This is a genomic window from Achromobacter sp. ESBL13 (assembly GCF_036668755.1).
Taxonomy (GTDB): domain Bacteria; phylum Pseudomonadota; class Gammaproteobacteria; order Burkholderiales; family Burkholderiaceae_B; genus Achromobacter.
Map to the genome: position 1 here is coordinate 998,894 of NZ_JAZEVT010000002.1, position 20,821 is coordinate 1,019,714.

The following is a 20,821-nucleotide window of genomic DNA, read 5'->3' on the forward strand; positions in this document are numbered from 1 at the left end:
TTTTTTAGCTGGGTGCGTGAGCACTGCATTGCAGTGCGTACCATGCCCCACGCGCGGGGCATTAGCCGGGGGCGTATGGCCGTCTAAGCCCGAGGAGGGCAATGCTTGGAGGGGATGATGCGATGCTGGACGAAGCGTGTTTAACGCGCGTCACGCGGCGTTGTAGGCCAAGTCGAAGCGGCTCTCTATTGAAAGCGACACGTTGCAGGCGTCGCGCAGCCTTGCGTGCCCTGAACGTTTCAGGCGTTCAAATTCTTTGGTATCGGGAGGCTCAGCCTTCAGCGATTTTCCCGGGCCACTCAGCTTTTTCAAGCGGGGAGGTCACCATCGGCTCCTATGATCCAGATCTTGGGCTGCGCCAGAACTCGAGTCAGGAGAGACTCTTGTGCCTCTATGCGCTTGGTGAATTCCTTGCGCGTGAGGATGGTCGGGTTCACCGGCCGGCCAAGCTTATTGCCCACATCCTCCAGCGCCGCAAACACATCGCCGTAGCTGATGTCGTCACCAAGCAGCATCAAATCAATATCGCTGCGGGCGGTGTCGGTATTTTTAGCAACCGAGCCGTAGACGAACGCCGCCATGATCTTCGGGGCCAGAGGGGCGAGCGCCTCGCGTAGCGGTCCGGCCAGGCCGATCGTCTTTTGCACGATGGCGCATAGTTCCGCGAAGATGGGCGAGTCGGGATTGGCTTGGTAGTGCTTCTGATTGCCGACCGCCTTCACTGTAACCAAGCCGGTCTGCGCCAAGTTGGCCAACTCGCGTTGCACCGATCCGGATCCGCTGGCAACGAGGCCGATTATTTCCGTGGCATAGAAGCTGCGATCCGGCTGGCCGAACAGCAACCCCAGCACGCGTTGTTTGGTGCCAGGAAAAAGCGCGTCGGCGAGACCGCTGTGCGTGAGAGGGGCTTCGATCGTTATACCCATATTGGGTTTGATTGTACCCAAATTGGGTATCTTTGGAAGCGGCCGTGCACGAGTAGCTCAACGTGCGGCTTGCTTTGTCCCCGCCAAGCTCATCAACAAAAAAAGCCTCTGCGTGCGCAGAGGCTTTGGAATCTTCGGTAGCGCATTCTCGGCTCATCAAACGAATATCTCGTTCACGACCACATCGCTCTACGCCATCAAGAGGCGGAACGTATGGTGCAGTAAATGCTGAGAAATTTGCGTTGCGCGGTCTAAAAAAACCGGCGGATGCTTGAGAGCTTTCTGGTGCCCGGGGCCGGAATCGAACCGGCACGCCTTGCGGCGGGGGATTTTGAGTCCCCTGCGTCTACCAATTTCACCACCCGGGCAAGGGGGTCGCGAACACGTCCAGATGACGGCTGCGGGAGAACGAAGACAGCGATTATATGCGTACTTTCAAAAATTGTCAGGCGGCCTCAAATCCAGCCCCTGATCAAGGCCGGATCCGCCCGGCCATCCAGCCGAAAACGGACCCAGCCCTCAAGCACGACCTACTTCTTTTCCGGCAAGAACCAGTTCATCACCAAGGCGCAGATCCCGCCGGTGGCGACACCGGATTCCAGCACGCTCTTCACTGCGTGCGGCAGGTGCGACAGAATTTCAGGCACTTGCGACACGCCCAACCCTAAGGCCAGCGATACCGCGATGATCAGCAGCGCGCGGCGGTCCAGCTGAATGCCGGCCAGGATGTTGATGCCGGACGCGGCCACCGCGCCGAACATCACCATGGCGGCGCCGCCCAGGACGGGTTCGGGCACGGCTTGCAGCACGCCGGCCACGCCGGGGAACAGGCCCAGCAGGATCAGCATGCCGGCGATCCAGACGCCGACGTGGCGGCTGGCGATGCCGGTCAGTTGGATCACGCCGTTGTTCTGCGCAAAGACCGAGCTGGGGAAGGTGTTGAACACGCCGGCCAGGAGCGAATTCGCGCCGTTGACCAGCACGCCGCCCTTGATGCGCTGCATCCACAGCGGGCCTTCGACCGGCTGCTTGGACACCTTGCTGGTGGCGGTGACGTCGCCGATGGCTTCCAGCGACGTGACCAGGTAGATGATCAGCATCGGCACGAACAGCGCCCACGAGAAGCCCAGGCCGAAGTGCAACGGCACGGGGATCTGGAACAGGGCGGCTTCGCGTGCGCCGGTGAAGTCCAGGCGGCCCATGGACGCGGCGGCGATGTAGCCGACGGCCAGCGCCAGCACCAGCGCCGTGCTGCGGATCCAGACGACGGGCACCCGGTTCAGCAGGATGATGGTGCCCAGCACCAGGCCGGACAGCGTCAGGTTCTCGGCGCTGGCGAAGGTGCCGTTGGCCATGGCGCCGAAACCTCCGCCCATGCTGATCAGGCCGACCTTGATCAAGGTCAGGCCAATCAACAGCACGACGATGCCGGTCACCAGCGGGGTGATCAGGCGTTTGACGAAGGGCAGGATGCGGCTGATGCCCATTTCCACGAACGATCCGGCGATGACCACGCCGAAGATCGCGGCCATGACGGCTTCGACGGGCGTGCCTTGCTTGACCATGACCGAGCCGCCGGCGATCAGCGGGCCCACGAAGTTGAAGCTCGTGCCCTGCACGATGAGCAAGCCGGCGCCCAGCGGGCCAAAGCGTTTGCATTGCACGTAGGTGGCGATGCCGGAGATGACCAGCGACATGGACACGATCAGCGTGGTGTCGCGGCTGCTGACGCCCAGCGCCTGGCAGATCAACAGGCCGGGGGTGACGATGGGAACCAGGATGGCCAGCAGGTGCTGTAACGCGGCGACGAAGGCGACGGGCGGCGCGGGGCGGTCGTCGGGGCCGTAGACCAGGTCATGGCTGGGCGCGTCGTCGGCGGCGTGGGGGGCGGGTTGGGACAGGGAGGCGGGTTGCATGGGCGGAAGGCCGGCCGGGGTAGGAGAAAGTGCGGGATTTTAGCGGGGATCGCGCCGCTGCCGCGACGGGGCCTTGAAAAGTTCCCGATAGCCCCCACCTCAGTAGGGTTTCCCGGATACCGCGTGGGCACGTCGCCCCGGAATTTCGGTATTTGGGCTCCCTTTTTGGGTTCCCTATATCGCGTTCCCTGTTTCGCTTTCCTTTTTATTTGTCCCTAATTTTTTACTTCACGTAGAACCATGAGCCAAACCGCCACGTCTTCCACGTCCGAAACCCTGGGGTTCCAGGCCGAGGTGAAGCAACTGCTGCACCTGATGATCCATTCGCTCTACAGCAACAAGGAAATTTTCCTGCGCGAGCTGGTGTCGAACGCCTCGGACGCCTGCGACAAGCTGCGTTTTGAAGCCATCGACCGGCCCGAATTGTTGGAAGGCAATGGCGAGCTTGCCATCACGGTCGGCTACGACAAGGCTGCCCGCACCATCACCATCTCGGATAACGGGATTGGCCTGTCGCGCGACGAAGCCGTCGCCAACCTGGGCACCATCGCGCGCTCCGGCACGCGGGAATTCTTCTCCCAGCTGACGGGCGACAAGCAAAAAGACGCGCAGCTGATCGGCCAATTCGGCGTGGGCTTTTACTCGTCGTTCATCGTCGCCGACAAGGTCACGGTGGTCAGCCGCCGCGCCGGCAGCACGGACGCGATCCAGTGGGAGTCCGACGGCCAGGGCGAATTCACGATTGGCGCCGCTGACAAGGCCACGCGCGGCACCGACGTCACGCTGCACCTGCGTGCCGACGAAGACGAATTCCTGAACGGCTGGAAGCTGCGCGAGATCCTGCGTCGTTATTCCGACCACATTTCCTTGCCGATCCGCATGGCCAAGGAAGAGTGGGACCAGGAAAAGGGAGAGCAGGTCAAGACCGAAGAACTGGAAACGGTGAACCAGGCCAATGCGCTGTGGGCCCGCAACAAGTCGGAAGTCACTGACGAGCAGTACCGCGAGTTCTACAAGACGGTGTCGCACGACTACGACGACCCGTTGGCCTGGACGCACAACCGCGTGGAAGGCCGCAGCGAATACACGCAACTGCTGTACGTGCCCAAGCACGCGCCCATGGACATGTGGGACCGCGACGGCCGCCACGGCGTGAAGCTGTACGTGAAGCGTGTCTTCATCATGGACGACGCGGATCAGTTGCTGCCGTCGTACCTGCGCTTTGTGCGCGGCGTGATCGATTCCGCCGACCTGCCGTTGAACGTGTCGCGCGAAATTCTGCAAGAAAGCCGCGACGTGCGCGCCATTCGCGAAGGCTCGGCCAAGCGCATCCTGTCGCTGCTGGAAGACCTGGCCGAGAACAAGCCGGAAGACTACGCCACCTTCTGGACGGAATTTGGCCAGGTGCTGAAGGAAGGCGCGGGCGAAGATTCCGCCAACCTGGAACGCATCGCCAAGCTGATGCGCTTTGCGTCCACGCATTCGGGCGACCAGGCGCAGACGGTCTCGTTTGCCGACTACGTGTCGCGCATGAAGGAAGGCCAGGACAAGATCTATTACGTCACGGCCGACACGTTTGCCGCCGCCAGCAACAGCCCGCATCTGGAAATCTTCCGCAAGAAGGGCATCGAAGTGCTGCTGCTGTCCGACCGCGTTGACGAATGGATGCTGTCCTACCTGCGCGAATTCGACGGCAAGTCGCTGGTGTCGGTCGCCAAGGGCGGGCTGGACCTGGCCGAGCTGGCCGACGAAGAAGAAAAGAAGCATCAAGCCGAAGTGGCTGAAGACTTCAAGCCCTTGGTCGAGCGCCTGCAAAAGACGCTGGAAGAGCAGGTCAAGGAAGTGCGCGTGACGCTGCGTCTGGTGGATTCGCCGGCGTGCGTGGTGGTGGGCCAAAACGAACTCAGCCCGCACCTGCTGCGCATGCTGAAGGCCGCGGGCCAGGAAGCGCCGAACGTGAAGCCGGTGCTGGAAATCAACCCGGAACACCCGCTGCTGGCGCGCATTCGTGCGGCTGAAGATGGGGAGTTTGATCAGTGGGCGCGTCTGCTGCTGGATCAGGCCCTGCTTGCCGAAGGCGCGCAAATCGCCGACCCGGCCGCGTTTGTGAAGCGCTTGAATGCGTTGCTGCTGAAGTAAGCGGCGGGGTGGTGGGATGAGAGGGCGCCTGGGAAACCGGGCGCTCTTTTTTTGCGCGAATCTACCAAAAAGCCAAATATTCCCGATCGGTAATATTCCAATGAAATCGCAGTGTTTTGCGCGGAATATTACCGATCGGGAATATTCAATTGGATTCGTGGCCGAAACACCATAAACTTACCGAACGGTAATTTTGGAGGCATCCATGCCTATTGACCACGCCCAGCCCACGTTGCCAGCAACCATACGCACCGCAGCCGACCTGGGCGAACTGGTGAAAGCCATGCGACGCGATCAAGGCTTGCTTCAAGCCGATCTTGCCGGCCTGTCTGGTTCGGGTAACCGCTTTGTGGGGGACCTTGAGCGCGGCAAGCCCACGCTGCAATTGCAGAAGGTGTTGGACATGCTGGATCTGCTTGGCCTTGAAGTGCAAGTTGCGCCGAAACGCCCGAGGCTGCCATGACAGCGTCGGAGGCGTTGGATCTTTATCAAGGGTTGCGCAAGGTAGGCCGCTTGTATGACGAGCGGCCGTTGCGCTTTGTGTACGACGAGTCGTGGCGGAAAGGTTCGGACGCGCAGGCCATTTCCCCGACGATGCCGCTGACGCAGGCTGATCACGCCGGCGACGCCGTTCATGCCTTCTTTGAAAACCTGCTGCCTGAAGGGCAGGTACGCAAGTTCTTGCAAGTTAGCCGCCACGCGACGACGGTATTCGGGCTGCTGCGCAGCGTGGGCGGCGACACGGCCAGCGGGCTGACGATATTGCCGCGAGGGGAAAAGCCCGCGCCTGCTCACTATCGGCCCACGACGTGGCAAGCCATTGCCGAACGCTTGAAGCACGGCGCGGTGCCCGCGCTGGTAGCCGAAAGTGACGAGGGCGCGCGAATATCCCTGGCAGGCGCGCAAGACAAGCTATTGCTGTCGGTGTTGCCGGACGGCTCGCCCGCGATGCCCGAAGGCTCGGCGCCGTCATCGCATATTTTGAAGCCCGACATTCGCGGCCTGAAAGGAGTGTGGGCGTCGGCATTGAACGAAACCCTGGTGATGCAATTGGCGACGCAGCTTGGCTTGGGTGTGGCAGACGCGCACTATCAACGCGACACCCACGCCTGCCTGATCAAGCGCTATGACCGCTTGGACGATGGTCAAGGCGGCTTGCTGCGCTTGCATCAGTTGGACCTGTGCCAATTGGCGGGCACGCCGTCGGACGTGAAGTACGAAGCGGACGGCGGCCCCACGTTGGCGGATTGCCGCCATTTGCTGGCCGGCATGGGCGTGGGCGCGGGCGACCATAAGCGATTCTTGCAATGGGTGATTTTCAATCTCTATGTGGGCAACAACGACAGCCACGCCAAGAACCTGTCCGTGCTCCAGTCGCCGAACGGGCAATACCGGCTGGCACCGTTCTATGACCTGATGTGTACCGCGATGTACCCGGGGCTTTCCCGCCGCTTTGCGTTTTCCGTGGGCGGCGTGATGACCCCGGGCAGCATCGGACGCGAACAGATCGAGGCCATGGCCACGGACCTGGGCTTTCACCCGCGCTACGGCGTGACGGTGGCGCGGTCGTTGATGACCGCGTTGCCCGGGGCACTGGAGGCTGTGCAGGCGAGCCTGCTTGCGCAGTCCGCCGCCGGGTCCGAACGCACGTTGATCGAACGCCTGGGCAATTGGATCAAGACGAACGCACGCCGGCACGCCCAGCGCTGGGAATAAGCACCGCATCCAAGGCCAGCACCCCCTGCCCATCCGGCAGCGCCAACAACGGGTTGATCTCCACGGAACTGAAATCTTCCCGGCGCGCATCCGCGAAACGCGACAGCGCCACCAAGGCATCCGCTAGCGCATGGATGTCGCAAGGCGGTGCGCCGCGTGCGCCTTGCAGGAGCGCGTAGCCCTTGATTTCGCGGATCATCGACAGGGCCTGGGCGTGGTCAAAGGGTGCCAGGCGGAAGCTGACGTCTTTCAGTACTTCGACGAAGACACCGCCCAGGCCGAACATGACGACGGGGCCGAAGACCGGGTCGCTGTGCATGCCCACGATGCACTCCACGCCTTTGGGCGCCATGGGCGCGACCAGCACGCCGTCGATGCGGGCAGTGGGGCAGTGCGTGCGTACGCTGTCCAGGATTGCGGCGTGGCCGTGGCGCACGGCGTCTTCGCCCGACAGGTTCAGCTTCACGCCGCCTACATCGCTTTTGTGCAGGATGTCGGGCGACACCACTTTCAAGACCACGGGGCCGGCCGCGCGGGCAGCGGCGGCCACGGCGGAGTCGGCGTCGGTGGCAAGCGTGCAGTCGGGCACGGGCAGGCCGGCTGGGCGCAGGACGTCCATCGCCTGCACTTCGTTGTAGGTGTCGCGCAGCGGCTCGGTGCTTGCATTAACAGTCGGCACGGAGGCGTGGGCATACGGGCCGGCGTTGGAGGTGTCGTCAGTGTTGCCGCTTGTGGTTCCTGTCGTGCTTCCATTCGTGCTGCTGTTCGTGCTTCCAGTCTTGCTTTCATCCGATGCAGCATCCGACGCGGCCCCCGACGCCGCAGCCGAGCCCGCCACCGCGCCTATCGTCCGTATCGCGGCACTGGGGTCTTCGAACACCAGCGTGCCCAGCCGTTCAAGCTCGCGGCGGCGCTCAGGCGGGAACAGCGCGCAGAAGGCCAGTGGCACGTCGGGGTGGCGGGCGCGCATCTCGCGGGCAAAGGTCTCGAAGGTGGGCCACAAGGCTTCCGACGACCCGGCGGCGGCCAGGAAGACCGCCAGCGCATCGTAGCGGCCGTCGGCCAGCATGTCGTCGGCGGTGGCCAGCAGCAGGCCGGGTTCGGACACCACCTGGCCGGTGACGTCGACCGGGTTGCGCGGGCCGGCGAAGGGCACGCGTTCCAGCAGCCGGGCCTGCGCGGCCGCGTCGGGTTCGGGTAGCGACAGGCCGGCTTCCTCGGCCTCGTCCGCCATCAAGGCGCCAACGCCGCCGGATATCGTGAAGATGCCCAGGCGCTTGCCTTTGGGGCGTTGCTGCCAGGTGTCCAGCGCATAGCCCAGGTTGAAGAAGTCTTCGATGCTGCGCGCGCGCAGCGCGCCGTATTGGCGAAACAGCGCGTCGTAGACGGCGTCATCGCCCGCCAGCGCGGCGGTGTGTGACGCAGCGGCCTGCGCGCCGGCCTGGGTGCGGCCGATCTTGGTGACGACCACGGGCTTGCCGGCGTCGCGCGCGGCGGCCAGTGCGCCGCGCAGCTTGGCGCCGTCGCGGCAGCCTTCCATGTAGGCCATGATGACCCGCGTGTCCGCGTCGTGCGCCAGCCAGTTGATGCAGTCGGCCACGTCGATGTCGGCTTCGTTGCCGGTGCTGATCCAGTGCGACAGGCCGAGTCCGCGTTCGCGCGCCATGCAATAGGCATAGGCGCCGAACGCGCCGCTTTGCGACACCATGCCGATGCCGCCCAACGCCACGGCGCCGTTGGCGGGCGCGGGCGAGAACGTGGCGTAGACCTTGTGGCGCACGTTCATGTAGCCCAGGCAGTTGGGTCCCAGCAGGCGGATGCCGCGCTCGCGCGCGATGGCGCATAGCGCCTCTTGCATGGCGACGCCTTCCGCGCCCGTTTCCGAAAAGCCTGACGTAAATACGACCGCGCCGCCAACCTGACCAGGGCGCGCGCTTTGTAGCGCCTGGGCGGCATGCGCGGCGGGCACGGCCAGGATGACCAGGTCCACGTCGGTATCCAGCGCGGCCAGGTCGGGCGCGGCGGGCAAGCCCTGGATGCTATCGGCGCGCGGGTTGATGGGCAGGATGCGGCCGTCGTAACCATGTTGGCGCAGCAGGCTGACCGGCATGGCGCCGATCTTGCCGGGGGTGGCGGACGCGCCCACGATGGCGATGCTGCGCGGGGTGAACAGGCGGGACAGGGTGGGGTCGGAATGCGTAGTCATGATTTGCGGGCGAGTAGGTTCAGGAAAAGCGCACGACGCTGCGGCCGGTGCTGCCGCGTTCGAGCATGGCGGCCAGCGCTTGCGGCAAGTCTTGGGGGGTGATGACGCGCGCGGCAAGGTCCAGGCGCTGAGGGCGGTAGTCGGAGGCCAGCCGTTGCCACAGCGCGCGGCGCAGCGGCATGGGGCTGTTGGCGTTGATGCCCAGCAGCTTCACGCCGCGCAAGATGAAGGGGATGACGGACGTGGGCAGCTCCGCGCCGCCCGCGTTGCCAAACGCGGCCACCACGCCGTCGGGGCGCACGCTGGCCAGCGCGTGGGCCAGCAAGGGGCCGCCCACGGAATCAATGACGCCGGCCCAGCGCGCGCTCATCAAGGGTTTGATGGGGGCGGACAGGTCGGGCGGGGCCATGACCTCGGCGGCGCCCAGCGACCGCAGGTAGTCGGCGGCATTCGCCTTGCCGGACATGGCGCAGACGCGATACCCGCGTTGGCTGAGGATGTCGATGGCGATACCCGCCACGCCGCCGGTGGCGCCGGTGACCAGCACTTCGCCTTGGTCAGGCGCCAGGCCGCAGTGTTCCATCCAGTGCAGGGACAGCGCGGCGGTGAACCCGGCGGCGCCCAGCACGGCGGCATCGCGCAGTGTGATGCCGGCGGGCAAGGGCAGCACCCAGTCATGCGGCACGCGCGCGTATTCCGCATAGCCGCCGTCGCAATCCACGCCGATGCCAAAGCCATGCACGACGACTTCCTGACCGGGAGCGAGCGCGGGGTCGGCGGAGCGCACCACGGTGCCGCTCAGGTCGATGCCGCCGATGCGGGGGTAGTGGCGCACGACGTTGCCGCGTCCGGCCTGCGCCAGCGCGTCCTTGTAGTTCAGGCCGGCGTAGGCGACCTTGATCAGCGTATCGCCGGGGGACAAGTCATCTTCCGACAAGGTGTCGAAGCGTCCTTCAGGGCGCGCGCCGTCGGCGCCGCCATGCAGTCGGTAGGCCTGGAAGGTGGGGATGGGCATGCGGGTCTCCTGGGATGGGTCAGCCGCGCGCCAAGAGGCGGCGCGCAAGGGTGGCGCGGTGCAATTCGTTGGCGCCGTCGTAGATGCGGAAGGGGCGCATTTCTTGCCAGATCATTGCCACGGGGGTGTCGTCGGACAGGCCCGATGCGCCCATCATTTGCACGGCGCGGTCGGCCACGCGGTTGACGGCTTCGGATACGAATACCTTGGTCATGGCGCTGTGCTGCTTGACGGACAAGCCCGCGTCCATGCGGCCCGCGCAATCCAGCGTCATCAAGCGGCTGGCGTGCAGGTCGATGTGTGAATCGGCCACCATGGCCTGGATCTGTTGCAGATCGGCCAGGCGCGATCCAAAAGACTCGCGCGTGTTGACGTAGGCTTGCGCGGTTTCCAGGGCGCGGCGGGCGCGGCCGATGTAGCGCATGCAGTGCGACAGGCGCGCGGGCTCCAGCCGCAGTTGCGCGTATTCCAGGCCACGGCCGGGTTCGCCCAGCACGGCGTCGTCGCCGACCTCGCAGCCGTTCAATTCAATTTCCGCATGGCCGCCGATCTGGTAGCCGGTGACCATGCCGATGTCGCGCACCACGCGGTATCCCGGCGTGTCGGCGGGCACGACGAAGAGCGTGGCGCCGGCATCGGCCTGCGCCAGCACCAGCGCAAAGTCCGCGCCGACGCCGCCGCTGATGAATTGCTTGTGCCCGTTCAACACCCAGCCTTGTCCGCGCCGGGTCGCGCGGGTGCGCAGCATGGATGGGTCGGACCCCGCGCCCGGCGCGGGTTCGGTCATGGCGAAGCAGGCGCGCTGTTCCGCGCGGATCAGGGGCAGCAGAAAGCGCTCGCGTTGGGCGGGGGTGCCCAGCCGCAGCAATGTCAGCATGTTGGGCTGGTCGGGCGCGGCGCAGTTCAAGGCGGCCGGTCCGAGAAAACCGCGTCCGGCCGCTTCCAACACCTGCGCCAGCGCGCGCCAACCCAGGCCCAGCCCGCCAAGTTCCACCGGCAGTTGCGGCGCGTACAGGCCGGCGTCCCGGGCTTGCACGCGCAAGCGCGCTACACATGCGTCCAAGGCCGCCACGTTGCGGGCGATAGCGGGAGATTCCTCGGGAATGGCGATGTCATCGACAAAGCGGCGGACCCGTTCGCACAGGTCTTCGATGGCGGCGTCGCCGGTGGGCTGGGCGGGCATGGTGGTCTCTTTTTAGAGGTTTACTGGATGCGGGTGCCGGTGGACTTCACCAGCTTGCTCCACCACAAGGTCTCGTCGGCGATCTGCTTGGCGAATTCAGCGGGGGTGTTGACCAGCGGCTCGGCGCCCAATTCCTGGAAACGGGCGCGCAACACGGGGTCTTGCAAGGCCTTGGCCGCGGCGGCGTGCAAGCGGTCCACCACGGCGGGCGGCGTGTTGGCGGGCGACATCAACCCTTTCCAGGCCATGACCTCAAAGCCCGGCATGCCGGCTTCGCTGAAGGTGGGGATGCCTGGCGAGGCGGTCGCGCGTGCATCGCTGGGCACGGCCAGCGCCCGCAGGTTGCCCGCTTTCACTTGCGGCAGCAGCGCGGGCATGTTGTCGATCATGAAATCAATATGGCCGGCGACCAGGTCGGTGATGGCGGGGCCGCTGCCTTTGTAGGGCACGTGTTCGGCTTGCAGCCCGGCCTTTTGCTTGAGCAGTTCGCCGGCCAGTTGCGCGGGCGAGCCATTGCCGGGCGAACCGAACGACAGCTTGCCGGGGTTATTGCGCGCGTACGTCAGGAATTCCTCCAGCGTTTTCACGGGCATGGACTTGGTCACCACCATCAGATTGTGTTCGCGTTCCAGGCAGGTGATGGCGGTCAGGTCCCGGGCGGGGTCGAACGGCATGTTGGCGTACAGGCTGGGGTTGATGACGGTGGGGCCGGCCGCCGCCAGCAGCAGCGTGTAGCCGTCCGGCGCGGCGCGCGCCACGAAGTCCCCGCCGATATTGCCGCCGGCGCCCGGCTTGTTTTCCACGATGACCGGCTGGCCCAGGATGGGGTGCAGCGCTTCGGCCAGCAGGCGGCCCAGGATGTCGGTGGATCCGCCGGGGGCGAACGGGATGATCAGCCGGATCGGCTTGTCGGGGTAGGCGGCGGCCGCTTGGGGCGGCAGGGCCGCGCAGGTGAATGCGGCGGCGATGGCGCCGATCCATTTCGGCAGGTGCTTGTGCAGCATGTCAGTCTCCTTGGGGTTGTGGGCCGCGCGCTTCTTGTGGCGGCGGTCCCGAAAACGCTCGGACCTAACGGCCGGGCGTGTAGCCGGCCTGCGCCAGCGTGTGCCGCGCGATGGTCAGTTGATGGATCTGGCTGGTGCCTTCGTACAGGCGAAACAGCCGCACGTCGCGGTAGAAGCGTTCAATGCCCTGGTCCGCGATGTAGCCGTAGCCGCCATGCATCTGCACGCAGCGGTCGGCCACGCGGCCGCACATTTCCGACGCGAAGTATTTGCAGATCGACGCGTTCATGGTCACGTCCTGGCCGGCGTCGCGTTCGCGCGCGGTTTGCAGCACCAGCGCCAGCGCCGCCTGGATGTCGGTCTGGCAGTCGGCGATCATGGCCTGGATCAGCTGGAAGTCCATCAGCGCTTTGCCGAACTGCTGGCGTTCGGCCACGAAGCGCAGGGTGTCGTCCAGCATGCGAATCGCCGGGCCGATGCACAAGGCAGCCAGGTGAATGCGCTGCTTGTTCAGCACCTTCATGGCGGTCTTGAAACCCATGCCTTCCTGGCCGCCGATCAGGTTGGCGGCGGGCACGCGGCAATCCTCAAAGTGGACGGTGGACACGGGCGAACCGGCCTGGCCCATCTTGTCGTAGGGCTGGCCGGTGGATAAACCCGGCGTGCCGCGTTCCACGATGAAGGCCGATATGCCCTTGGCGCCCGGCGCGTCGGGGTCGGTGCGCGCCATGACGGTGAACAGGCCGGCAAGCGGGGCGTTGGTGATGAAGCACTTTTCGCCGTTCAGCACATAGCTGTCGCCGTCGCGCACGGCGGTCGTGCGCAGGGCGGTGGCGTCCGACCCGGCTTGCGGCTCGGTCAGCGCGAAGCAGCCGGTCAATTCGCCTGACGCCAGCCGGGGCAGGTAATGGTCTTTCTGCTGCGCGGTGCCGTCGGCGACCAGGCCCTCGGAGCCGATGCCGGTGTTGGTGCCCACGCGCGCCCGAAACGCCACGGAACATTGCGACAGCTCAATCGCCGCGCGGATCAGTTCTTCGGTGCTCATGCCCGCGCCGCCATAGGCTTCCGGGATGGAATAGCCGAACATGCCTTGGTCGGCCATGGCCCGCACCAGGTCGTCGGGCACTGCATCCAGGCGCGCCACTTCGGCTTCGCGCGGAACCAGTTGCTGGCGGACGAAGCGCCGCAGCGATTCGATGAAGGCGGGAAAGCCGTCAGGGTCCCTGATCATGGGTTGTCTCCGATTTTTTTGATTGTCTGGCCTGCGGGCGGAGGAATCCGCGCCGGGGCAACATGGAACCCAGGCTAGCAAAGCAAAGCGAAATGCGAGACAAGTGTTTTGCTATCTTGAACGCCTATTGCTCGATATGGGCCGCGCTTGCTCTATCATCGGCATCAACATTTCTCGCTTTTTCGCTTTTACTGCGCGCCTTTCATTTCTCGCCTTTCACGTTCCGCCTGTCACTATTCAGCGCGGAATCTCCACCCGGATTGCGACCATGACCACGCCCTTGGGCGGCCGCCACCCCGACCGTGATTTCGCCACCACGCTGGCCCACGGCCTGTCGGTGCTGCAAACCTTTCGCCATGGCGAGCCGGCGCTAAGCAACCGCGAGCTTGCCGATCGCACCGGGCTGTCCAAAGCCACGATTTCGCGGCTGACGTACACGCTGGTGCAGCGTGGGCTGTTGCGTTATGACGCCGGCCTGCGCCGCTATCGCCTGGGCACGGCGCTGCTGTCGCTAAGTTATCCCTTGCTGGCCAGCATCAAGCTGCGGCAGATGGCGCGTCCGCTGATGACGCGGCTGGCCAACGCGGCGGGCGGGTCGGCGTCATTAGGCATGCATCACGGCACGCACATGGTCTATGTGGAAACGTGTCGGGGCCATGACGCCGTGGCGTTTCGGCCGGACATCGGCGCCATGCTGCCATTGCTGGCGTCCGCAATGGGCCGCGCGTGGCTGGCGCAGGCGGACCCGGCCGAGGCGCAAGCGCTGTTGCATCAGCTGCGCGAACAAGACCCCGCTGCGTGGCAACGGCATGCACCCGGCTGGGAAGAGGCGCAGCGGGATTACGCCGCGCATGGCTATTGCGTGGCCGAGGGTGAGTGGCACGCGGACGTGCACGCGGTAGCGGTGCCGATGCGGCGCCGGGTGGATGGCCAGGTATTCGTTTTCAATTGCGGGGTTCCCACGCGGCGATTGCGCGCGGGCGATCTGCGGCGGCGCATCGCCCCCCGTTTGCTGACGCTGGTGGCGCGCGTGGAAAAAATGCTGGAGCATTCGGATGCCGGTTGAACTTGACGGTGGCCACGAGCCCCGCCGTGACCGCAAGCGCGACCCCCTTGGGGACGGCGGCCAACATCAGGACGGCTCCCAACATCGGGACGGCTCCGCACATCGGGACGGCAGCCAACACCGGGACGGCGTCGACCCTACCCGCGACCGCGACTTCGCCACCACGCTGGCGCACGGCATCGATATCCTGGGCTGCTTTCGGGCGGACCGGCCCGAGCTGGCCAACAAGGATTTCGCGCAGCAGACGGGCCTGTCGAAAAGCGCCGTGGCGCGCTTGACGCACACGCTGGTGGAACTGGGCTTCTTGCAACGCGTGGGTGCGCCCGCGCGCTACCGGCTGGGCGCGGCGGTGCTGGCGTTGAGCTACCCCTTGCTGGCCAGCATGCAGATTCGCCAGCTGGCGCGGCCGCTGATGAAGCAGCTGGCCGACCACGCACGCGGCGCGGTGTCGCTGGTGGTGCGCGACCGGCTGCAAATGGTGTACGTGGAAACCGCCCGTTCGAACGACGCCTTGCAGACCCGACCGGATATCGGCGCGTCGCTGCCGCTGCTGTCCAGCGCGGCCGGCAAGGCCTGGTTGTGCCGCGTGCCGGATGCCGAGCGCGCGGTGGTGCTGAACCAGTTGCGCGTGGCCGACGCGCGCCATTACGCCGAACACTTTCCCACCCTGGCGGCCGCCGCGCGCGACCTGGAGCGCAAGGGGTATTGCGGCAACAACGTGCAATGGCGACCCGACGCGTATGGTTTTGCGGCCCCGTTATGGCGGCCGTATCAGTCGCTGACCTACGTCTTTAACTGTGGCGTGCCTTCCGGGGACGGACCGTTTCGCGAGCGCGCGGCGGATATCGGCCCCCGACTGGTGGCGCTGGCGCGCGAGACGGAGCGCCTGTTGGGGCTGACCTAGCGCGGGGGCTGGGCATCCCTGAACCCAACCCCGGATCGATTCGTGACCCCAAGTCAAAAGTGTTTGCCCGCCAGACGGCTTTTTCCGCAAGGATGGCGCCGTCATACTGCACGCCTGTCTTTCCGACGTGCTCCAAGGAATTCGCATGAACCTGCAAGATAATCCGCCGGTGAAGTCCGGCTTGCCGCTGTTGGCGCTGGCCGTCGGTGCGTTCGGCATCGGCGTGACCGAGTTTTCTCCCATGGGCCTGTTGCCCGTTATTGCCGAGGGCGTGAACGTCTCCATTCCCAGCGCCGGCATGCTGATCAGCGCCTACGCCATCGGCGTGATGGTGGGCGCACCGCTGATGACGCTGGTGTTTTCGCGCTGGTCGCGGCGCAAGGCGCTGATTCTGTTGATGTTGATCTTCACCATCGGCAACGTGCTGTCGGCCCTGTCGCCCAATTACACGACGCTGCTGCTGGCGCGGCTGGTCACCAGCCTGAACCACGGCGCGTTCTTTGGGCTGGGCTCGTTGGTGGCCGCCAGCGTGGTGCCGCGCCACAAGCAGGCCAGCGCGGTGGCCACCATGTTCATGGGGCTGACGATCGCCAACGTGGGCGGTGTGCCGGCCGCGACGTGGCTGGGGCAGGTGATCGGCTGGCGCATGTCGTTTGCCGCCACCGCCGTGTTGGGCCTGATCGCGATGTTGTCGTTGTGGTTCGCGTTGCCCGCGGGCGAAGCCGGACGCCGCCCCGACGTGCGCCATGAACTGGCCGTGCTGAAAAGCCCCGTCGTGCTGTTGGCGCTGCTGACCACGGTGGTGGGCGCGGGGGCGATGTTCACGCTGTACACCTACATTGCGCCCACGCTGGCCGAGATCACCGGCGCGTCGCCCGGCTTCATTACCGGCATGCTGGTGTTGATTGGCCTGGGCTTCACGCTGGGCAACGGCCTGGGTGGCCGCATGGCTGACCGTTCGCTGGACGGCACGTTGATCACCTTCCTGGTGATCGTCATCATCGACCTGCTGGCGTTCCCGTGGATCGCCTCCACCCAGATCGGTGCGGCCATTTCCCTGTTGATCTTCGGCGTCGCCACCTTCGCCGTGGTGCCGCCCTTGCAGATGGGCGTGATGCGCGCCGCCACGGCGGCCCCCGGGCTGGCGTCTTCGGTGAATGTGGGTGCGTTCAACCTGGGCAACGCGGTCGGCGCGGCTGCCGGCGGCGCGGTGATCTCGGCCGGGCTGGGCTACGCGGCGGTACCCATCGCCGGCGCCGTCATCGCCGTGGCCGGGTTGGCGCTGGTGCTGGTGCAGCGGGCAGGCAACGTGCGCCGCCGCAAGCTGGCGATGCAGGGCTGCTGAGGGGCGCGTTGAGCACTAGCTGGGCGGGTTTGGGCGTTGTCGCCCAACCCGCCCATTAACGTTATCTGGCGCCCGCGGGTGTCAGCGGTTGCACCGCCAGCCGCAGGCCCAGGGCTTTCAGGATTGCCGTCAGGCTGCTCAGCGCGGGGTTGCCCTTGGGTGACAGCGTGCGGTAGAGCTGGGTGGGATTCAGGTGCGCCTGCGCCGCCACGGTCTGTACGCCACCAAAAGCCTGCGTCAGTTGCCGCAGCGCGATCAAGAGCTCAGCCTGGGTTCCGTCTTCCAGCACGCTGTTGATCAGGTCAACAGCCAATGCGGGGTCATCACGGTACAGCTCGGCCATCGCTTCATCATGGGGTCTGCTTTTCATGGTGTTCTCTGGTTCCAATGTTGCCAAGCGCGTACCGCGCGCTCGATGTCGTCAGTTTGCGAACGTTTGTCGCCGCCGGAAAGCAACAGCACCACACGCCGTCCGGCTAGCCCGTAATACACGCGATACCCCGGGCCGATATCTATTCGTAGTTCCCAGACTCCTTCGCGGCAGAACTTGTGATCGCCGAAGTTGCCTTGGTGGATGCGAAAGACTCGGCGGATGATCGCCACTCTTGCGCGGTTGTCACGCAGGCTTTTCAACCACGCCACATAAAGGTCGACCCCGGCATCGGCGGTCACGTAGTGTTCAATTTCAAACATGGCCATATTCGTTTATCGACGAAAAGTAGTCAAGTTGCTTATCCCTGCCGTCTCGTCATCGGCGGATGTGACTCACATGGCGTGATGGTCCTTGATCCGCTGCAAAAGGGAAAACGTGGAAGTGACGTTTTTAGCCCTTGCTCTGTGCTCTCGGGCTGCATATCGCGCACAAAAAAAGGGTGCCGTTCGTCCGGCACCCTTCATCTCACCAACACACATCAATCACGCTTCTATCCGCTCCACCTTGCCGACCAGCAGGATGTACGACAGCGCGCCCAGCAGGGCCAGCGACGATACATAGACGATGGCGGGGGCGAAGTTGTCTTTGGACACCAGGAAGCCGATGACGATGGGTGTGCAGATGGACGACAGGTTGCCCACGAAATTGAACACGCCGCCCGTCAGGCCCAGGAGCCGCACCGGCGCCAGCGTTGACACCAGCGACCACGTGATCGATGCCAGGCCGTTGCCGAAGAAGGCCAGCGCCAGGAAGAAGATGACCCAGGGCGTGGAATCGGTGAAGTTGGCGCCGATCATCGACGTGGAAATCAGCAGGCCCAGGATGATGGGCAGCTTGCGCGCCAGGCCCACGGTGGCGCCGCGTCGCACCAGGAAGTCGGACAGCACGCCTGAGCACAACACGCCCACGAACGCGGCCAGGAAGGGCACGGATGCCAGGAAGCCCGACTTGATGAAGTCCATGCCGCGGTACTTCACCAGGTAAGTCGGAAACCACGTCAGGAAGAACCACAGCGTGGACGTCAGGCAGAACTGGCCCAGGTACACGCCCCACAGCTTGCGCTTGGACATGACCAGGCCCAGGTCGTTCCAGTTGAACGGCGCCTTTTTGGCGCGCGCGTTGCGGTCCAGGTCGACCACGCCGCCGCCTTGCTGGATCAATTCGATTTCGGCGGCGTTGGCGCCCTTGAACTGGCGCGGTTCGCGATAGACCAGGTACCACAGCACGCCCCACACGATGCCCAGCAAACCGGTGCTGACAAACACCATGTGCCAGCCGTAATGGTGTTGCAACCAGGCCAGCACGGGCGTCAGGAAGGCCAGGCCCACGAATTGGCCCGACGTGTAGAAGCCGATGGCGGTGGCGCGTTCCTTTTCCGGAAACCAGGTGGTGACGACACGGTTGTTGATGGGGTAGGCGGGCGCCTCCAGCGCTCCCACCGCCAAGCGCAACACGAACAGAATGATGAAGCTGCTGGCAAAGCCCATGAAGAAGGTCGCTGCCGACCACAGGATCAGCGCGGCCGCGTACAGCACGCGGGGCGATACGCGGTCCACCAGCCAGCCGCCGGGGATCTGCATCGCGGCGTAGGTCCAGCCGAAGGCGGACAAAATCAGCCCTTCGTGCCAGGTGTCCAGGCCAAACTCATCTTTCAGCGCGGGCGCGGCGATGGACAGGTTGCTGCGGTCCAGGTAGTTGATGACGACGGTGATAAACAACATCACCATGATGATGTATCGGCTGCGCGTGGGGCGCTGGGCGCCTTGCAGGCCGGTATGGGTGGCGGTCGACACGGATTGTCTCCTCGTGCGCCCTTCAAGGGGCGGGGGCCATCGGCTTGGATGCCTTTGGGTTATCGATATAGGGAAAAAAACGCGGCGCTCGTGACAAAGCCAGGAGTCGCCGCGCGGCGGTCAGTCAGAGCGGGCGCGCCCGCCTTACCATTCGGCGAAGCTGCCGTCGGCGTGACGCCAGATCGGGTTGCGCCAGCGGTGGCCCACGGCGGCGCGTTCCTTCACGTATTCCTCATTGACCTCGATGCCCAGGCCCGGGCCTTGCGGAATGGCGACCATGCCGTCTTCGTACTTGAAGACTTCGCGGTTGCTGACGTAGTCAAGCAGGTCGTTGGCGGCGTTGTAGTGGATCCCCAGGCTTTGTTCCTGGATGAAGGCGTTGTAGCAACCCGCATCGATCTGCAAGCAGGTGGCCAGCGCGATGGGACCCAGCGGGCAATGCAGCGCCAGCGCCACGTCATAGGCCTCGGCCATCGCCGCGATCTTGCGCGTTTCGGTGATGCCGCCCGCGTGGGACGGGTCGGGCTGGATGATGTCCACATAGCCTTCGGACAGCACGCGCTTGAAGTCCCAGCGCGAGAACAGGCGTTCGCCCAGCGCGATGGGGGTGGACGTCAGCGGCGCCAGTTCCTTCAAGGCCTCGTAGTGTTCGCTCAAGACGGGTTCTTCGATGAACATCAGCTTGAACGGGTCCAGCTCTTTCATCAGGACCTTGGCCATGGGCTTGTGCACGCGGCCGTGGAAGTCCACGCCGATACCCACGTTGGGGCCGACGGCATCGCGCACGGCGGCCACGTTCTCCAGGCACTTTTCAACCTTGTCGAACGAATCGATGTATTGCAGTTCTTCCGTGCCGTTCATCTTCACGGCGGTAAAGCCGCGGTCCACGGCGCTTTTGGCGGCGGCGGCGGTGTCGGCAGGGCGGTCGCCGCCGATCCACGAATACACGCGGATGCGGTCGCGCACGTTGCCGCCCAACAGTTGCGACACCGGCACGCCCAAATGCTTGCCCTTGATGTCCCACAGCGCCTGGTCGATGCCGGCCAGCGCGCTCATGTGGATGGCGCCGCCGCGATAAAAGCCGCCCCGGTACAGCACCGTCCAGTGGTCCTCGATGTTGCGCGGGTCTTTGCCGATCAGGTAGTCGGACAGTTCTTCAACGGCGGCGGCCACCGAATGCGCGCGGCCTTCCACGACGGGTTCGCCCCAGCCGACGATGCCTTCATCCGTCTCGATTTTCAGGAAGCACCACCGGGGCGGCACGATGTAGGTGGTTAGCTTGGTGATCTTCATGCTTGGGTCTCCTGGGCGGAATAGGCGCGTTGCCAGGCGGCGGCGAATGCGCGCGCGTTCTGGCCGACTTCGGTGGCCGTCAGGCCGGGTTTGTACAAAGCGGAGCCCAGGCCGAAGCCGCTGGCCCCCGCCCGGGCAAAGTCGGAAAGGTTGTCGGGCGTAATGCCGCCCACGGGCACCAGCGCGATCGGCGCGCGCATCACGGCGCGCCATGCGCGCAGCACGTTGGGGCCCAGCTGTTCGGCGGGAAACATCTTCAGCACGTCGGCGCCCGCTGCCAGCGCGGCGAATGCCTCGGTGGGCGTGGCAACGCCGGGGCAGGACGCCATGCCCAGTTTCTTGGCCGCGCGGATGACGGCGGCGTCGCTGTGCGGCATGACGATCAGTTCGCCGCCCGCGTCCTGTACGCGCGCGCAGTCGTCGGGGTCCAGCACGGTGCCGGCGCCGATCAGGCAATCGGTGGGCAGCGCGGCGCGCATGGCGCGGATGCTGGCCAAGGGGTCTGGCGAATTCAGCGGTACTTCGATCAGGCGAAAGCCCGCCGCGTACAGTTCATTGCCGATGTCTTCCGCTTCCTGCGGCTGAATGCCGCGCAAGATGGCGATCAGGCCGCAGTGGGCCATGGCGGTTTGCAGTCCGGTGTGGTTCATG

General features: G+C 65.1%; 19 protein-coding genes and 1 tRNA gene. 6 read left to right on the forward strand and 14 right to left on the reverse strand.

Features of this window, described 5'->3' with window-relative positions; genetic code table 11:
• Positions 1-150: 150 nt before the first annotated feature.
• The 4 genes from V6F88_RS13390 to V6F88_RS13405 form a co-directional block, all read right to left on the reverse strand.
• The gene (locus tag V6F88_RS13390; RefSeq protein ID WP_332610035.1) at positions 151-312 is read right to left on the reverse strand and encodes a hypothetical protein; all 162 of its coding nucleotides are present in this window, start codon (positions 310-312) and stop codon (positions 151-153) included.
• Positions 309-926: a nucleotidyltransferase domain-containing protein gene (locus tag V6F88_RS13395; protein WP_332610036.1), complete on the reverse strand. Its 618-nt coding sequence runs from the start codon at positions 924-926 to the stop codon at positions 309-311. The genes V6F88_RS13390 and V6F88_RS13395 overlap by 4 nt, the downstream gene beginning before the upstream one ends.
• 283 nt (positions 927-1,209) lie before the next feature.
• Positions 1,210-1,294: transfer RNA gene (locus V6F88_RS13400), tRNA-Leu, on the reverse strand.
• A 162-nt stretch (positions 1,295-1,456) separates the two neighbouring features.
• The gene (locus V6F88_RS13405; protein WP_332610037.1) at positions 1,457-2,842 is read right to left on the reverse strand and encodes a uracil-xanthine permease family protein; all 1,386 of its coding nucleotides are present in this window, start codon (positions 2,840-2,842) and stop codon (positions 1,457-1,459) included.
• 240 nt (positions 2,843-3,082) lie between these two features.
• Here V6F88_RS13405 and htpG point away from each other — a divergent pair, with 240 nt between their 5' ends.
• The 3 genes from htpG to V6F88_RS13420 all read left to right on the forward strand — a co-directional run bounded on the left by htpG (position 3,083) and on the right by V6F88_RS13420 (position 6,697).
• On the forward strand, positions 3,083-4,981 hold the full coding sequence (gene htpG / locus V6F88_RS13410; protein ID WP_332610038.1) for a molecular chaperone HtpG: 1,899 nt from the start codon (positions 3,083-3,085) through the stop codon (positions 4,979-4,981).
• A gap of 205 nt (positions 4,982-5,186) precedes the next feature.
• Positions 5,187-5,444, forward strand: a complete 258-nt coding sequence (locus V6F88_RS13415) for a helix-turn-helix domain-containing protein (protein ID WP_332610039.1) — start codon at positions 5,187-5,189, stop codon at positions 5,442-5,444.
• Positions 5,441-6,697: a type II toxin-antitoxin system HipA family toxin gene (locus tag V6F88_RS13420; RefSeq protein ID WP_332610040.1), complete on the forward strand. Its 1,257-nt coding sequence runs from the start codon at positions 5,441-5,443 to the stop codon at positions 6,695-6,697. Before V6F88_RS13415 ends, V6F88_RS13420 begins: the two co-directional genes overlap by 4 nt.
• Here the strand turns inward: V6F88_RS13420 and V6F88_RS13425 are convergent.
• From V6F88_RS13425 to V6F88_RS13445, 5 genes are all read right to left on the reverse strand, one after another.
• Complete coding sequence (locus V6F88_RS13425) at positions 6,657-8,903, reverse strand: acetate--CoA ligase family protein (RefSeq protein ID WP_332610041.1); 2,247 nt, start codon at positions 8,901-8,903, stop codon at positions 6,657-6,659. The two genes, V6F88_RS13420 and V6F88_RS13425, sit on opposite strands and share 41 nt — an antisense overlap.
• A gap of 19 nt (positions 8,904-8,922) precedes the next feature.
• Complete coding sequence (locus tag V6F88_RS13430) at positions 8,923-9,918, reverse strand: acrylyl-CoA reductase family protein (RefSeq protein ID WP_332610042.1); 996 nt, start codon at positions 9,916-9,918, stop codon at positions 8,923-8,925.
• Between the two features lie 19 nt (positions 9,919-9,937).
• Positions 9,938-11,101, reverse strand: coding sequence for an acyl-CoA dehydrogenase family protein (locus tag V6F88_RS13435; RefSeq protein WP_332610043.1), 1,164 nt, complete (start codon positions 11,099-11,101; stop codon positions 9,938-9,940).
• Between the two features lie 20 nt (positions 11,102-11,121).
• Complete coding sequence (locus V6F88_RS13440) at positions 11,122-12,105, reverse strand: Bug family tripartite tricarboxylate transporter substrate binding protein (protein WP_332610044.1); 984 nt, start codon at positions 12,103-12,105, stop codon at positions 11,122-11,124.
• A 64-nt stretch (positions 12,106-12,169) separates the two neighbouring features.
• On the reverse strand, positions 12,170-13,336 hold the full coding sequence (locus V6F88_RS13445) for an acyl-CoA dehydrogenase family protein (RefSeq protein WP_332610045.1): 1,167 nt from the start codon (positions 13,334-13,336) through the stop codon (positions 12,170-12,172).
• 268 nt (positions 13,337-13,604) lie between these two features.
• Here V6F88_RS13445 and V6F88_RS13450 point away from each other — a divergent pair, with 268 nt between their 5' ends.
• The 3 genes from V6F88_RS13450 (at position 13,605) to V6F88_RS13460 (ending at position 16,651) form a co-directional block, all read left to right on the forward strand.
• Positions 13,605-14,402, forward strand: coding sequence for an IclR family transcriptional regulator (locus V6F88_RS13450; RefSeq protein WP_332610046.1), 798 nt, complete (start codon positions 13,605-13,607; stop codon positions 14,400-14,402).
• Positions 14,392-15,306, forward strand: coding sequence for an IclR family transcriptional regulator (locus tag V6F88_RS13455; protein ID WP_332610047.1), 915 nt, complete (start codon positions 14,392-14,394; stop codon positions 15,304-15,306). The genes V6F88_RS13450 and V6F88_RS13455 overlap by 11 nt, the downstream gene beginning before the upstream one ends.
• Before the next feature lie 145 nt (positions 15,307-15,451).
• The gene (locus V6F88_RS13460) at positions 15,452-16,651 is read left to right on the forward strand and encodes an MFS transporter (RefSeq protein WP_332610048.1); all 1,200 of its coding nucleotides are present in this window, start codon (positions 15,452-15,454) and stop codon (positions 16,649-16,651) included.
• 61 nt (positions 16,652-16,712) lie between these two features.
• Here V6F88_RS13460 and V6F88_RS13465 read toward each other — a convergent pair whose 3' ends face one another.
• The 5 genes from V6F88_RS13465 to V6F88_RS13485 form a co-directional block, all read right to left on the reverse strand.
• Positions 16,713-17,021, reverse strand: a complete 309-nt coding sequence (locus V6F88_RS13465) for a helix-turn-helix domain-containing transcriptional regulator (protein WP_050445682.1) — start codon at positions 17,019-17,021, stop codon at positions 16,713-16,715.
• Positions 17,018-17,344 (reverse strand): type II toxin-antitoxin system RelE/ParE family toxin, encoded by a 327-nt coding sequence (locus tag V6F88_RS13470; protein WP_198158136.1) that lies wholly within the window; start codon positions 17,342-17,344, stop codon positions 17,018-17,020. Before V6F88_RS13470 ends, V6F88_RS13465 begins: the two co-directional genes overlap by 4 nt.
• Positions 17,345-17,566: 222 nt before the next feature.
• A complete protein-coding gene (locus V6F88_RS13475; protein WP_332610049.1) occupies positions 17,567-18,877 on the reverse strand; it encodes an MFS transporter in 1,311 nt (436 codons plus the stop codon).
• Between the two features lie 144 nt (positions 18,878-19,021).
• On the reverse strand, positions 19,022-20,170 hold the full coding sequence (gene dgoD / locus V6F88_RS13480) for a galactonate dehydratase (protein WP_054427537.1): 1,149 nt from the start codon (positions 20,168-20,170) through the stop codon (positions 19,022-19,024).
• Positions 20,167-20,820: a 2-dehydro-3-deoxy-6-phosphogalactonate aldolase gene (locus V6F88_RS13485; protein WP_332610050.1), complete on the reverse strand. Its 654-nt coding sequence runs from the start codon at positions 20,818-20,820 to the stop codon at positions 20,167-20,169. The genes dgoD and V6F88_RS13485 overlap by 4 nt, the downstream gene beginning before the upstream one ends.
• Between the last annotated feature and the right edge of the window lies 1 nt (position 20,821).

Excerpts from the sequence above, each read along its gene's own strand:
- V6F88_RS13405 (WP_332610037.1), bottom strand. The coding sequence starts at position 2,842 with ATGCAACCCGCCTCCCTGTCCCAACCCGCCCCCCACGCCGCCGACGAC.
- V6F88_RS13395 (WP_332610036.1), bottom strand. The coding sequence starts at position 926 with ATGGGTATAACGATCGAAGCCCCTCTCACGCACAGCGGTCTCGCCGAC.
- V6F88_RS13455 (WP_332610047.1), top strand. The coding sequence starts at position 14,392 with ATGCCGGTTGAACTTGACGGTGGCCACGAGCCCCGCCGTGACCGCAAG.
- V6F88_RS13485 (WP_332610050.1), bottom strand. The coding sequence starts at position 20,820 with ATGAACCACACCGGACTGCAAACCGCCATGGCCCACTGCGGCCTGATC.
- V6F88_RS13440 (WP_332610044.1), bottom strand. The coding sequence starts at position 12,105 with ATGCTGCACAAGCACCTGCCGAAATGGATCGGCGCCATCGCCGCCGCA.
- V6F88_RS13435 (WP_332610043.1), bottom strand. The coding sequence starts at position 11,101 with ATGCCCGCCCAGCCCACCGGCGACGCCGCCATCGAAGACCTGTGCGAA.
- V6F88_RS13415 (WP_332610039.1), top strand. The coding sequence starts at position 5,187 with ATGCCTATTGACCACGCCCAGCCCACGTTGCCAGCAACCATACGCACC.
- V6F88_RS13445 (WP_332610045.1), bottom strand. The coding sequence starts at position 13,336 with ATGATCAGGGACCCTGACGGCTTTCCCGCCTTCATCGAATCGCTGCGG.
- V6F88_RS13460 (WP_332610048.1), top strand. The coding sequence starts at position 15,452 with ATGAACCTGCAAGATAATCCGCCGGTGAAGTCCGGCTTGCCGCTGTTG.
- V6F88_RS13465 (WP_050445682.1), bottom strand. The coding sequence starts at position 17,021 with ATGAAAAGCAGACCCCATGATGAAGCGATGGCCGAGCTGTACCGTGAT.
- V6F88_RS13420 (WP_332610040.1), top strand. The coding sequence starts at position 5,441 with ATGACAGCGTCGGAGGCGTTGGATCTTTATCAAGGGTTGCGCAAGGTA.
- htpG (WP_332610038.1), top strand. The coding sequence starts at position 3,083 with ATGAGCCAAACCGCCACGTCTTCCACGTCCGAAACCCTGGGGTTCCAG.
- V6F88_RS13470 (WP_198158136.1), bottom strand. The coding sequence starts at position 17,344 with ATGTTTGAAATTGAACACTACGTGACCGCCGATGCCGGGGTCGACCTT.
- V6F88_RS13450 (WP_332610046.1), top strand. The coding sequence starts at position 13,605 with ATGACCACGCCCTTGGGCGGCCGCCACCCCGACCGTGATTTCGCCACC.
- V6F88_RS13430 (WP_332610042.1), bottom strand. The coding sequence starts at position 9,918 with ATGCCCATCCCCACCTTCCAGGCCTACCGACTGCATGGCGGCGCCGAC.
- V6F88_RS13425 (WP_332610041.1), bottom strand. The coding sequence starts at position 8,903 with ATGACTACGCATTCCGACCCCACCCTGTCCCGCCTGTTCACCCCGCGC.
- dgoD (WP_054427537.1), bottom strand. The coding sequence starts at position 20,170 with ATGAAGATCACCAAGCTAACCACCTACATCGTGCCGCCCCGGTGGTGC.